We start from the raw sequence: 13,034 nt of genomic DNA on the forward strand, positions 1-13,034 counted from the left end.
GCACCGTCGATGACATTCGTACCTGAAGACGGTGGGGTAGCACATGGGGTCAGGCCCGTCATACCCGAGTATGGGCGCGCAGTTATTGTGTCCAATACTGCGATTGCAACAACGGGCTCCATTGCTCCTGATTGTCCGGGCGTCGGTAGTACACCACCATGCGCCGCGCCACCTGCATGGCCACCTCGCGGCCGTTGTCCGCCTCGACCAAGGCCAGGGACAGATCGATTCCCGCGCTGACGCCAGCCGAAGTCCATAGCGGGTCCTGCTCGACGAAGATGGCTTCGCGATCCAGCTCGACGCGCGGGAACAGGCGCTCGAACTGATCTGCCATGGCCCAGTGAGTCGCTGCGCGCAGGCCGTCCAGCAAACCGGCCCGGGCAAGGAAAAACGCACCGCTGCAGACGGAGGTGGTGCGACTGGCGAGAGAAGAAGCCTTGCGCAGCCATTCCACCAGCGGCGAACTGTCGACCAATGCCTGGCGAATGTGCGGCGAGCCAGGAACGATCAGCGTATGCATCGGCCCCCGCGCCAGATCATCCAGGCGCACCGTTTGCACCACCAGACCTTCCGCGGTGCGTACCGGCCCCCCTTGCAGGCTGGCGGTATGCAAGGTGTAACCGGGCAGGCCGAGGTCAGCCAGGCTGCGGGTTGCGGCCCAGAAAACGGTCTGGGCGCCGGTCAGGTCAAGCAGGCCCATCTGCGCATAGGCGACAAAAATGACGCTGCGCGGTTTGCCCGGTACTGCCTGTGATGGGTTGTATGAGGTAGTCACAGCTCGAAGCCCTCGTATTCGCCTGGCGAAGTAGAAATATTCATTGCTCGTGTCGCAGGCCATGCGTGGGTATCGCGAAGCGAAACTGCGTGCCGACCCCTTCGGTGCTCTCCACCCAGATACGCCCACCGTGGAACTCGATGATTGAACGACAGATCGACAAGCCCATGCCCAGGCCCTTGGGTTTGGTGGTGAAGAAGGGGTCGAACAACGAAGGAAGAATATCTTCGGCGATGCCGCTGCCGGAGTCGGCGATTTCCAGCACGGTTTCGTTGTGTTGCAGCGAGGTGCTGATGCGCAACATACGCGGTCGGTCGTGCACATTGGCCATGGCCTGGCAGGCATTGATGATCAGATTGATGATCACTTGTTGCAGCTGTACCCGATCGCCTTTTATCAATGCGCCGGGTGCTTCGAGTTGTGCGTGTGGGCGCACCTCGTGCAGGGCGATGTCATGCTGCATGAGCGTCAACGAGTCTTTGACGATGTCGTCGAAGCGTTCGACATTGCGTTGTACTTCGCTGTGCCGCGACAAGGCGCGGATGCAAGTGATCACGTCGGACACGCGCGCAGAGTTCTGGATGACCCGGTCCAGCGAGCGCCGCGCTTCTTCCAGGTTAGGCTCGGGCCGGTTGATCCAGCGTTTGCACGACTCGCCGCTGGTGATCACGGCGGCCAGCGGCTGATTGATTTCATGAGCGATCGAGGCGGCCAACTCGCCCATGGAACTCAACCGTGTGACATGGGCCAGGGTTGCCTGGGAATGGAACAGCGCTTCTTCGGCTTGCCTGGCGGCCGTGACATCCATCAAGGCGCCGACGTATTCGCTACGGCCACCCTGTTTGATCAACGGACTGGCAATCATTTGTACGTGCTTGATCCGGCCGTCGGGCATCACCAGTCGATGCTCGAGCTCGATCAGCTCCCGATGTTCCGCCGCCTGCCGCAGGACACCGTCGATGAGCGCCAGGTCATCGGGGTGAGTCCTGGCCTTGATCAACGCAAGCGTGGGCGTAAGCAGGGGCGGGTATTCGAAGATGCGAGACGATTCGTCCGACCACGACACGTTGAATTTGCGCTCGGCGCCGACGGTGAAAACCACGCTGCCGGTATGACTGAGCTTCTGTGCACCCATGAAAAATGCCTCTTTGCGGCGTAGCGTTTCAGTGGCCCGTTTGCTGCGCAGCGCCAGCAGACTAATGGTGGTCAGGGCGATCAGGCACCGGACAAAAGCGGCGATCAAGCGGTGGTCGCGGTAGCCTGCGTCAGCAATGAAACTGGCGGTCAGAATGATGACGCACCCTACGGCCACAGCGATAAACAACGGCACCGGAAAGAAATTCGCCGACATGAAGACCAGGGTGATGTAGAACAGCGTCGGCGCGACATCGAGGTCGAGGTATGAGTTGGTGGTGAAAATCATGCTGCCCACGGCAATGGCCGCCAGCCAGGCAACGGCGTCTGAACAAAAAAACTGTGCGCGACGTTTGAAGATAGACATTTGTTATTCCGGTTTTTTGCTATCGGACGGCATCGCGCAACCTGTGGCGGATGCCGGGCAAACTTGGGTGACGGGCAGAATGACGCAGAAGTAAATGTGTAGCGCTGCTCTCGGGAGGCGGCTGTATTGCCACTTGCGTAATGATGCATAAGCCCCACCTGGGCCGCTTTTGTTATGGGTAATGATGGTAGGGCAACGCCTTGAAGTCGGGCACCGCTACATTGGGTCAACGCGCGTATGACTAGGTATAACGGGGCTATACCCAGGTATTAGCCGCGGGCGGTGCGACCTCGCCACACCGCCCGGGCCGGCGCGGTCAGCGATTGGCCGACTGCGCGGCGATGGCCTCCGCCATGCGCACCAGATCGGCAAAGGAGCGCGCGCCCATCTTGCGCATGGCCTGGCCGCGGTGGATTTTCACCGTGATCTCACTGAGGCCGATCTCCCCGGCGATCTGCTTGTTCATCAAGCCCGAAGCCGCCAGCGCCATGACCGTCTGCTCGCGGGGCGTCAACGTGGCATGGCGCGCACGTAGCTCCTCGGCATGTCGCCCGGACTCGCGCCGTTGCTTGTCCCGGGTATGCGCGGCGCACACGGCGTCGATCAGATCTTGCTCGCGAAACGGTTTGGTCAGAAAGTCCACGGCACCGGCCTTCATCGCGCGCACCGTCATGGCTATATCGCCATGTCCGGTGATGAACACAATCGGTACATTGATGCCGGCGGCCGCCAGCTCACTCTGGAAATCCAGGCCACTGCTGCCTTGCAGGCGCACATCGAGCACCAGGCAACTGACGGTATCGGGGCGCGGGTGATTCATGAATTCAGCGACTGAAGCGAAGAGCTCGACCCGCAGGCCGATCGAGCGCAACAGGCTGCCAAGGGATTCGCGCAGCCCGGCATCATCGTCGACAATGAAAACCACGGGCTCGCCTGGATTGCTGTTATGCACGGGATGATTGTTCATTGCTGTTGTTCCCAAGGTTTTGACTGACCGGGCCTGGCAATACCGAATCGACAGCAAAAATCGCCAGCTCGATTCTAGCGCTGATCCCGCAACGGGCCAGTTGGCCCCTGACCAAAGGCGCTGGCGCGCGCCCTGTCGACCGCCAGCGAACGGGCAGGGCAGAGCAAGCGATCGTCGGGGTGCAATCATGCGGGCGGATGGGTGTTGTTCGTTCGGGAGCCAATAATCGGTTCAGCATCCTAGTTGCCCGACGAGGTCATCGGCTAGGACAAAAAACCCGGAAAAACCGCCATTGACGCATGCCGATACAACGCATGAACGAGTTCGCTAGCGGGTCCACACGCGTTTTTTTCGACTTCATACTCACGTATAGAAGCCTTCACCTAACGCATGATCGCCCTGTCCCGATGTACCAAAGACGCTTGGCAACCGGGGCCGTAATCTAGGTGCTGCTGTCTGTTGAACTCAAAGGCTGCGTGCCGGGTGGTGAAGTCCATGAACAGAAATGATCTGCGTCGCGTCGACATTCATCTGCTGGTGGTATTTGAAACGATGATGCACGAGCGTCATGTTGGCCGCGTCGGCGAAAAGCTGTTCCTTGGCCAACCGGCGATCAGCGCCGCGCTGGGACGCTTGCGCCAGTTGTTCGATGATCCGTTGTTCATTCGTGCCGGCAGAGTCATGGAGCCGACGGCGCGGGCGGAGGAAATATTCATCAATCTGACCCCGGCGCTGGACGGCATTGCCGCGGCAGTGAGCCGTTGCCAATCATTTGAACCGGGCGCCAGCGAGGCGACGTTTCAGGTGGGGCTGTCTGATGATGTCGAATACGCGTTGTTGCCGCACTTGCTCCGGCACCTGCGGGAAGAGGCGCCGAACATCTCACTGGTGGTGCTGCGCGTCAATCAGCAGCAAATGTCGCAACGCCTGTTCAATGGGGAAATTTCCCTCGGAATCAGTCATATGCTCGACCTGCCGGCGAGTGCGCGGCGCAAGAGTCTGCGTGTCGTCCGGCCGATGCTTTTGCGTGCCGATAATTGCGCCGGCTCGGTAACGTTGGAGGAGTTCTGTACACGTCCGCATATCGTTGTGTCCCCGATGGGCAATGCCGCTGACGATACCGATCAGGCGTTAAGTCTGTTGGGGCGGCGGCGCAAAGTGGTGTTGGCGGTACCGCAGTTCAGCGCGCTGCCGAGGCTCTTGGCGCAGAGCGAAATGCTCGCCATCGTTCCCGACTATGTTGCCAGAGCGATGGCGTTGGCCCAGGGCATCCGGGCCGAGGCCGTCCCCTTGCCGCTGCCGACGCAGAACCTGTCCATGGCCTGGCGCGGGACGGCACACAACGATGCCGGCCAGCGCTGGTTGCGTTCGCGTTGTCAGGCGTTTCTCGGTACGCCGATCGAGCTACAGGTGGTGCCGAAATCGTCACCGGCACTGCACGGCACTCAATCGTTGTGGGCAGCGCGGTAGGTTGCCGGACTAGTTTTTTCGTTGCTGAGCGAGATCATCAGCCTTGATCGCCGATTTGCGATACGTCAGCAAAACAATCCCGGTAACCACAATCAGCCCGCCGAGAATCTGCACCGTGCCAAGCATTTGATCCAGCACGATCCAGCCCATCACCAACGTCGCCAGCGGCTCGATGTTCATGACCGGTGCGTTGCGAGGCATGTCCAGTCGCGGCACTGAAATGAACAGCACGATAAAACCGGTGCCGTACAGCACCACCAGCGTGGCGAGGGCCAGCCATCCGTTTGAGGTGGCGGGCAGGTTCAGTCCGCCGGGGAGGGCGCCGGTCAGTCCCGCCAGATTGACGCTGGTGAAGACGATAAAAATTGTCAGCAGACTGCGCGCCGAGCCGCGCACCTGAGACAACTTGTGATCGGTGATCCACAGCGCGCAAGCGAACACGCTGGCGGCGCAGAAGGCGAGCGCGACGCCCAGCCACCACTGCGGGCCGACGTGGGTTGTGGTCGCAAGGCGCCCGGGGACATCGAGCACAAACACCAACCCGACCAAAATCAGCCCCATCAACATGGCGGTGCGTGCGGTCGGCCGCGGTCCACCCAGCGCCCAGGTCAGCAGCGCCAGCAGGATAGGAAACACATTGGCAACCAGTAGCGCCAGCGCCACGGGGACCCGTGCGACGGCTGAGTACAGGCACAGGCTCTGCGCGGTAATCAACAGGCCCAGCAGGAGCTGCCAGCGCCAGGCGCCGGCAGGCAGACGCAGACTTTGTCTTTGCCACAGCACCAGGCCGGCGAGCACCAGCAACGTTCCGCCAGAGCGCATCAGAATCGCCAGCAACACGCCGGCACCATCATCGAAAGCGACCCGTGCCGCCACATGGTTGCCGGCGAACGCACAGCCCATGCACAACAGAATGATCACGGCGAGATGGCGGGGGAAGGGCGGTGCTACGGTGTGAGCAGGGGCAGGGCTGGACATGGCAGGTCTCGAACAGTGCTACGCCGTTCTGGCGGCGCAGGAATTTTTATTATGTCATCGTACAACTTGGTCGTTTTGTACCGTATACGGTTACATCGGGCAAGAGCGCTCGCAGAGGCGCATGCGTTAGCTGGGCTTCAGGAGCAGTTATTCATACTTGGGTTTAAAGACTAGAGATCGTATGACTGCCTCCGGGAGGTCAAAATTGGCCGGATGGCGTATGCGTACGCAAACGTTGTCTGCCTGGGACAACAAATCGAGTGCGCGAGAGTGGAGCCGTCTGGCGCAGACTGTCTTCTGCGGTATGACTCCTTTATGATTGCGGCCTGCCAACCTCTGGATGCTGTTTCATGAGTACACGTTCCGACCTTCTCTCCAGCGCGGAAATCCTGTTGCGTACCAAAGGTTATGCAGCGTTCAGCTATGCTGACCTCGCGACGGAAATCGGCATCAAGAAGGCGAGTATTCATCACCACTTTCCTACCAAGGAAGGAATGGCAATTGCCATCGTCGAGAGCTATTTGTTCCGTTTCAGGAATCAATTGGAGCAGATCAATACCGACAATGCCGGGGTAATTGAACGTCTGAAGGCGTTTGCGCACATGTTCGCCCAGAGCAGTACCAGCGGCATGCTGCCGTTGTGCGGAGCCTTGGCCGCCGAGTTGCTGGCATTACCCGAGAGTCTGCAGGCACTGACGCGAGACTTTTTCCAGATTCACCTCGAGTGGCTGCAGGCCAATATTGCCTTGGGTCAATCCCTCGGCGAACTCAAGGCCGAACACAGCGCGTCACTTATCGCCCGGCTGATTCTCAACTCGCTGGAAGGCAACAGCTTCGTTTCCTGGGCGCTGAGCGATGCTTATGCGCAGTCGTCCGGGTTCGATCTCCTTCTGGATGGACTGCGTGTGGTGCCCCAGCGTCACTAGGACTTGCCACGCTACAACGCACTCTACTTCATTGAACGCCTCGTATTGACGAGGCGTTTTTTTTTTGCGTCAGAAACCTCTTGATTGAAAGGAAATCTTATTCGTTGAATAGCTACCTACTACTTGGTAGAGTTGTTTTTCTTTCCGGAAGCGTCCGGTCCATCCTAAGAGGAACCCGCAAATGAACAACAACCTGAACGGTATCGACGTCGCCGCACTCCAGCAGTTCGCGCAAGGTATTGCCGAGGATTCGACCAAGCGCCACGCCAGTTTTAATGTCAGAACCGAGTGGCAAGGTCAGACTCGCACAGTGGCGAAAGTCAATCGGTACAGCCTGGCCGGTGAAACGTACTCGCGTGATTTTGAAATTGCCGCCGATGAGCCAAATGAATTGCTGGGCGAGAACTCCGCGCCAAACCCTCAAGAACTGCTGATGGCTGCGCTTAATGCGTGCATGTCCGTCGGTTACGCCGCCAATGCCGCGATGATGGGGATTACGATTCACAGCCTGGAAATCGAGACCAACGGCACTCTCGATCTGCGCGGCTTTCTGGGCCTCGACGAGAACGTCAACCCGGGTTACGACGAAGTGAGCGTGGCGATTCGCTTACACACTGACGCCCCGCGCGCGCGCGTTGAAGAACTGCACAGCGCCGTGCTCAAAACGTCGGTCAATTACGCCAACTTCTCCCGGGCAATCCGTATGGTGCCGACCCTGGAGGTGCGTGAAAGCTGATTTGCCTGTTTGCAAATTCCGCGTGCATCAGTCGCCATTGATTCGCTGGAAACGCGAAACGCCCTGTTCGATCGGTATTGAAATGCCTATCGAACAGGGCGTTTTTTTAGCTGAGCTACTGGGCCGTCAGGTGTTAGTCGCGAGGAATGTCGGGTAGTCGGTGTAGCCCTTGGCGATACGGTCGCCCACGCCGTAATAGGTCGCGCGATCGCTTTCTGCCAACGGCCAGCCGTTCTGCATACGCTCGACCAGATCAGGGTTGGCGATATAGGTCGTGCCGAAGGCAATCAGGTCAAGTTCGCCCTTGGCCAGTTCCGCTTCGGCGAGCGCCTGGGTAAAACCGCCGGCGGCCATCAGGGTGCCTTTGTAGGCTGCACGCAAAGCCGCGCCAAAACCGGGCGGGGTCTGAGCGGCGAGAAGGGTCGGTTGGTAGTTGAGGTGAACATAGGCCAGTTCACGCTCGTTGAGCGCCGTCGCCATGCTCATCCAGGTTTCTGCCTCGCCCTCATACACACCAAAGTCATAGAGGCGGCCAAATGGCGAGAACCGCACGCCAATGCGGGCACCACCGATTTCATCGGCAATGGCGTCAATGGTTTCAAGCAGAAAACGCTGGCGATTGGCGATAGAGCCTCCGTACTGATCGGTGCGAGTGTTCAAAGCGCTACTGAGGAACTGATCAAACAGAAAACCGTTGGCCGCCATGATCTCGATACCGTCAAATCCGGCATTCATCGCCATGCGTGCGGACTTCACGAAGTCAGCGATAACGCGTTTGATCTCTTCCGTGCGCAATGCTCGAGGGACGCTGGGTTGCACGGGGCCGGCCTCGTTCGGCGAAACCCAGGCGTAAACGGTGGTGTCGACGGCCGGTTGCGTGCCGGAAGAAACCGGCACCAAACCATGCACCGACACATGTGACATACGGCCAACGTGCCACAACTGCGCAAAGATCTTTCCGCCTTTGGCATGCACCGCGTCGGTGACCTGACGCCAGCCATTGACGTGTTCATCAGCGTAAATGCCTGGGGTGTAAAGGTAGCCACGGGCCTCGTCGGAAATCGGCAAGCCTTCGGTGATCAGAAGGCCGGCGCTAGCCCGTTGTGCGTAGTACTCGGCGGTGAACTCGTTTGCGACGTTGTTCAGTGTGCGGGTGCGTGTCATGGGCGCCATGACCACACGGTTTTTCAACCTGATGCCGGCCAGATCATAAGGGGTAAACAAATTGTTCATGGTTGATCTCGAACTGGAGGAGGGGGAGCAGATTTACGATTTATCGAACGCGTCCAGCACATGGGTGCTGTACACCAGTGCGGCTCCCGCATTCATGTTGATCGCCACGCCCAAGGCTTCAGCCACTTCCTCGCTGGTGACGCCGATCTTCTTGGCTTCGGCGGCATGAAAGGCGATGCAGCCATCGCAGCGGGTGGTGACTGCGACCGCCAGGGAAATCAGTTCGCGCGTCTTAGCGTCCAAGTGGTTGGTCTTGACGCCGGCGGCACCCAGAGCGGCCATGCCTTTCAGGGTGTCAGGGGACAAGCCGTTAAGTTCCATGAGGCGAGCATTGATATCTTTGCGGGTTTGTTTCCAGTCTTGCATAAGGTTCTCACTGTAGCGGTTAGGGTCAAAACAGGAGACAACGCTACCATCCAGTTGGTAGGCGTTCAATGTTGTTTTGTTGATATTAACTATCAGTGAGATTTTTCAAAGCTGTCTGATGGCGATCCGAATTGTGCTGGACGAGTTGCTTTGGAGCGTTAACGCCAGGCTAGAGGCGCATACTGGTGACCGTGGCTACCGAGAGAGGGGACCCGAAAAAAAGGCTTATCCGCCTCTACACATTCGCTTGACTTAGAGTGCACTCAAACATTTACGGTGATCCCCATGAATCCAAATCTGACCATTTCACAATTGTCCAGGCGCCTTGATTTAAGCCCGCACACGATCAGGTACTACGAACGGATCGGGCTGTTCGACGCGGTTGTTCGCGCAGGGAATGGCCATAGGGTCTATGCCGAGAAGGACGTGCTTTGGGCCGAGTTTCTGCTGCGGCTGAAAGCCACGGGAATGCCGATCCAGCAAATGCTCTGTTACGCCGAGCTGCGCCGGTTGGGTGACGCGACCCTGGCACAAAGACGAGCGCTGCTGGAACGGCATCGCCAGGACGTCGAAGCGCAGATCCGCGAGTTGAGCCAGTCCCTCGACGTTTTGGATAACAAGATTCAGATCTACCACCAACTCGAGCAAAAGGGGCACCACCATGATCCGTAAGCTTCCGCGTTTCCTTCAATTTCTGTCCGCCACCCTGATTGGCGCAAGCGTTACCAGCGTCGCGGCGCCCGTAGAGATAACTGATCGTCGAGCGCGCGGAGAGGCCGCGCTGATGCAGATTACCGGCGGACCCGGTCAGGCCGTTGTGGACTCGTTGAAGGACACAGCGCCAGAGCTGGCTGACTGGATACTGAGCTTTGCCTATGGCGATGTGTTCGCCCGTCCCGGACTCGACTACTGCACTCGCGAGCTGGCGACCGTCGCGGCATTGACCGCGCTGGGCAATGCACAGCCACAACTGAAAGTGCATATTGGCGGCGCGCTCAATGTCGGGTGCAAACCCGAGGCAGTGATTGATGTGATCTTGCAAATGACGGTCTATGCGGGATTTCCCAGCGCCTTGAACGGCATCGCCGCTGCCCGTGAGGTCTTCGCGGCTCGAGGGATCAGCGTCAAGCCGTAAGCGTGCAGGTCATGGTGCAAAGCCTGATCTAAACCACCACCCACGCGGCGTATAACTGCGCAAATCGCACCTGCAGCCATTCGATAAACACTTGCACCTGCGCAGGCAAGTGAGCGCGGCTGGGGTACAGCAGCGATACCGGGCGCGGTGCCGGTCGCAAGGCCTGGAGAATTTCCACAAGGGCGCCGCTGGCCAGATGCTCGGCAACTGCGATACCCGGAGCCTGGATAATGCCAAAGCCCGACACGCCGCACTGAACGTAGGCGTTCGACTCGGTGACAGTGATTGCAGTGTGACTGACGAATGTTCGTTGCTGGCCCTCAACCGAGAACTGCCAGGGCAATGTGCGGTTGCTTTGGCCAGACAGAAAGTTAACACCGCGATGGCTGGCGAGATCATCGAGGGTCTCTGGCGTGCCGTGCTCGCGCAGATATTCGGGCGCTGCGCAGGTCACCATGGTGGCCATGGCGATCGGGCGGGCGATCAGGGTCGAGTCCGGCAGCTCACCGATGCGCAGCGCACAGTCGACGCCTTCGCCGACCAGATCAACCGTCCGGTCTGTCACGCCCAACACCAGGCTGACGCCCGGGTAAGTGTCGGTAAATGTTCGCAGGCTGCTGATGAAATCCATCTGGGCGAACGCCGTGGGGATATCGATGCGAAGACGCCCCGTCAGCGTTGCCCCGGTGCGATCGAACATGGACGTCGCCGCCGTGATGTCCGCGAGAATCTCTTGTACCCGTTGGTAGAACTGTTCGCCTTCAGCGGTGAGGGCGACTTTTCTCGTGGTGCGCTGAAACAGCCGCACGCCCAGGGACGTTTCCAGCTCCTTGATGTAGCGGGTGACTTGCGGGCGGCCGATGTCCAGCGACTCGGCGGCTTTGGTAAAGCTGCCCAGCTCAGCCAGCCTGGCGAACAGGCGCATTGACTGGAGTAATTCCATGAGGTAATCCGGTGTGCAGGTTTGTTGCCTCAGGATAGAACAATCCTGTCTTTTTCTCGGCATTTATTGCCAGTCTGCAAAAGCGAACCATGTGCCTCAAGGCAAACCCGCTGTGGTTTGCGGCCATTGACGTGCATTTGGAGATTCGCCATGAAAGCGTGGTTACTGAAAGATTTCGGACTCGACAATCTGCAACTGGGAGAAGCAGCGACCCCGCAGCCCAAGGCTGGCGAGTTGCTGGTGAAGGTGGGCGCTGTCTCGCTGAATTTTCGCGACAAGGCGATCGTCGACGGCATTTATGAACCGCACATGGTTCCCAAACCGCTGATTCCGGTGAGCGATGCTGCCGGCACGGTGGTGGCGATCGGCGAGGGCGTCAGCCGTTTCAAGATCGGCGATCGCGTCAATTCGCATCTGTACTCGCGCTGGCTGGATGGCGAGCCGGGGCCGAACGAGCCGGATTACTGCTTCGGCTCGCCACTGCCCGGCGGCCTGGCCGAGTACATGATCATTCATGAGGACAGCGCCGTCGGCGCGCCGGCCAACATGAGCGATGAAGAGGCGGCCACGCTGCCGATCGCCGCGCTCACCGCGTGGTACTCGCTGGTCGATTTCGGCGCGGTGCAACCGGGCCAGACCGTGCTGGTTCAGGGCACCGGCGGCGTATCGATTTTTGCCGTGCAGATCGCTACCGCGCTGGGTGCAAAAGTCATCGCAACGTCGAGCAGCGATGACAATCTGCGCGCCGTAAAACAGCTGGGGGCGGTCGCCGGAATCAATTACAGAACCACGCCAAACTGGGCGGACGAGGTGCTGAAACTCACTGAGGGCAAAGGGGTGGATCTGCTGCTCGATGTGGCCGGGGGCAACGGCATCAATCAGTCGGTGGCGGCGACCAAAGCGTCCGGACGCATCGCGCAGATCGGTTTTCTGACCGGGCAGACGGTTGAGCTGAACCTGATGCCGCTGATCTTCCGTCAGACCACGATACGCGGCATCGCCGTCGCGCCGCGCTCCTCGTTCGACCGGATGAACCGCTTCCTTGCCGAACACAACATCAGTCCTGTTATTGATCGGGTCTATCCGTTCGAGCAGGCTCGGCAAGCTTATGAGCATCTGGCCAAAGGCGCATTTGGCAAGATTGTGATCAAGGTGGGCTAACCACGAAAAAGGCGCCGATGAAGGCGCCTTTCTTGTTTCTCAGTTTTGCGGCTCGCCGCGCTCTACCATCGCCCGCCATTGCTGCACACTCGGCCGCTCTTGCATGCGCGCATGCCACTCGCGCAGGGCCGAGCATTCTTCAGGCACGGGTAATTCCACCAACGCCGAAAAAATCATCCCGCCCAACGCGGCAATGTCCGCCATCGAGAAGCTGTCGCCGGCCACGAAGGGCTGGCGTCGCAACACCTCGTCGAAATAACGCATGCCCCGCACAGCCTTGTCGCGCATGCGATTGCCCCATTCGGCGTTCTGGTACAGCTCGACCTCTGGGCCGAGCCCTGGCGTTGCGTGATGGAAGTACACACTCACTGCATCAAGAAACTCGATTTCCGCACGCTTGGTCATCATCTGGATCAGACCCTTCTCCACGGGCGTGCGGCCAGTGAGGGTCGGGCTGCCATCGAGTGCGTCCAGGTATTGGGTGATGGCGGTGCATTCGGCAATCAGCGTGCCGTCCTGCAGCTCCAGCACTGGCAGCGTACCGGAGTAATTCAAGCGCAAGAATTCCGGCTTTTTGTGCTCACCCCGCCACAGATTCACCGAAACGAATTCGGTGCGCGGCAACAGCGATTTTTCTGCCAGAGCGATCCGCACGCGGGCCGGGTAGGGGCCGTTGTACCAATCGTAGATTTTCAACATCGAAGTGGATTGAACACTGTTTTGCGAAGCAGTAGCGGTCATTTCGGTTCACCTGCCTGTCATTTGGTAGGCGAATATTGCGGCCGGATTCGCATCGTGTCAAGCCCCTGCCTGTCAATTGGCAGGTTTGCGTTTGCAAGGTAC

At 59.2% G+C, this 13,034-nt stretch carries 14 protein-coding genes; 6 read left to right on the forward strand and 8 right to left on the reverse strand.

The features are described from left to right. Positions 1–82: 82 nt before the first annotated feature. The 3 genes from HU765_RS03845 to HU765_RS03855 form a co-directional block, all read right to left on the reverse strand. Entirely contained in the window at positions 83–775 is a 693-nt protein-coding gene (locus HU765_RS03845; RefSeq protein ID WP_346656518.1) for an AraC family transcriptional regulator, read from the reverse strand. A gap of 40 nt (positions 776–815) precedes the next feature. Continuing rightward, positions 816–2,276: a PAS domain-containing sensor histidine kinase gene (locus HU765_RS03850; protein ID WP_186546521.1), complete on the reverse strand. Its 1,461-nt coding sequence runs from the start codon at positions 2,274–2,276 to the stop codon at positions 816–818. Between the two features lie 316 nt (positions 2,277–2,592). After that, positions 2,593–3,243, reverse strand: a complete 651-nt coding sequence (locus HU765_RS03855; protein WP_186546519.1) for a response regulator transcription factor — start codon at positions 3,241–3,243, stop codon at positions 2,593–2,595. A gap of 495 nt (positions 3,244–3,738) precedes the next feature. Between HU765_RS03855 and HU765_RS03860 the strand changes: the two genes are divergently transcribed. Continuing rightward, positions 3,739–4,713, forward strand: a complete 975-nt coding sequence (locus HU765_RS03860) for a LysR family transcriptional regulator (protein WP_186619103.1) — start codon at positions 3,739–3,741, stop codon at positions 4,711–4,713. A 9-nt stretch (positions 4,714–4,722) separates the two neighbouring features. On the opposite strand, the gene HU765_RS03865 is transcribed toward HU765_RS03860, so the two are convergent. Next, entirely contained in the window at positions 4,723–5,691 is a 969-nt protein-coding gene (locus HU765_RS03865; RefSeq protein ID WP_186619104.1) for a DMT family transporter, read from the reverse strand. A 350-nt stretch (positions 5,692–6,041) separates the two neighbouring features. Here HU765_RS03865 and HU765_RS03870 point away from each other — a divergent pair, with 350 nt between their 5' ends. Beyond that, positions 6,042–6,617, forward strand: a complete 576-nt coding sequence (locus HU765_RS03870; protein ID WP_186619105.1) for a TetR/AcrR family transcriptional regulator — start codon at positions 6,042–6,044, stop codon at positions 6,615–6,617. 181 nt (positions 6,618–6,798) lie between these two features. Then, the gene (locus tag HU765_RS03875; protein ID WP_186619106.1) at positions 6,799–7,353 is read left to right on the forward strand and encodes an OsmC family protein; all 555 of its coding nucleotides are present in this window, start codon (positions 6,799–6,801) and stop codon (positions 7,351–7,353) included. Positions 7,354–7,479: 126 nt separating this feature from the next. Here HU765_RS03875 and HU765_RS03880 read toward each other — a convergent pair whose 3' ends face one another. Together HU765_RS03880 and HU765_RS03885 are read right to left on the reverse strand one after the other, a co-directional pair. Beyond that, positions 7,480–8,586 carry an alkene reductase gene (locus HU765_RS03880; RefSeq protein ID WP_186619107.1) on the reverse strand — a complete coding sequence of 369 codons (1,107 nt, stop codon included), beginning with the start codon at positions 8,584–8,586 and terminating at the stop codon, positions 7,480–7,482. A 33-nt stretch (positions 8,587–8,619) separates the two neighbouring features. Then, positions 8,620–8,952 carry a carboxymuconolactone decarboxylase family protein gene (locus HU765_RS03885; RefSeq protein WP_186619108.1) on the reverse strand — a complete coding sequence of 111 codons (333 nt, stop codon included), beginning with the start codon at positions 8,950–8,952 and terminating at the stop codon, positions 8,620–8,622. A 285-nt stretch (positions 8,953–9,237) separates the two neighbouring features. Between HU765_RS03885 and HU765_RS03890 the strand changes: the two genes are divergently transcribed. Both HU765_RS03890 and HU765_RS03895 read left to right on the forward strand, forming a co-directional pair. Next, on the forward strand, positions 9,238–9,624 hold the full coding sequence (locus tag HU765_RS03890; RefSeq protein ID WP_186546508.1) for a MerR family transcriptional regulator: 387 nt from the start codon (positions 9,238–9,240) through the stop codon (positions 9,622–9,624). A 112-nt stretch (positions 9,625–9,736) separates the two neighbouring features. Continuing rightward, positions 9,737–10,087 (forward strand): carboxymuconolactone decarboxylase family protein, encoded by a 351-nt coding sequence (locus HU765_RS03895; RefSeq protein WP_225922835.1) that lies wholly within the window; start codon positions 9,737–9,739, stop codon positions 10,085–10,087. A 28-nt stretch (positions 10,088–10,115) separates the two neighbouring features. On the opposite strand, the gene HU765_RS03900 is transcribed toward HU765_RS03895, so the two are convergent. After that, entirely contained in the window at positions 10,116–11,030 is a 915-nt protein-coding gene (locus tag HU765_RS03900) for a LysR family transcriptional regulator (RefSeq protein WP_186619110.1), read from the reverse strand. A gap of 150 nt (positions 11,031–11,180) precedes the next feature. On the opposite strand from HU765_RS03900, the gene HU765_RS03905 reads away from it, so the two are divergent. Next, positions 11,181–12,191 carry an NAD(P)-dependent alcohol dehydrogenase gene (locus HU765_RS03905; RefSeq protein ID WP_186619111.1) on the forward strand — a complete coding sequence of 337 codons (1,011 nt, stop codon included), beginning with the start codon at positions 11,181–11,183 and terminating at the stop codon, positions 12,189–12,191. 39 nt (positions 12,192–12,230) lie between these two features. Here HU765_RS03905 and HU765_RS03910 read toward each other — a convergent pair whose 3' ends face one another. Then, positions 12,231–12,932 (reverse strand): glutathione S-transferase, encoded by a 702-nt coding sequence (locus HU765_RS03910; protein ID WP_186619112.1) that lies wholly within the window; start codon positions 12,930–12,932, stop codon positions 12,231–12,233. Positions 12,933–13,034: the final 102 nt, after the last annotated feature.

The sequence above is a fragment of the Pseudomonas sp. SWRI81 genome, assembly GCF_014268545.1.
Taxonomy (GTDB): Bacteria; Pseudomonadota; Gammaproteobacteria; order Pseudomonadales; family Pseudomonadaceae; genus Aquipseudomonas; species Aquipseudomonas hamedanensis.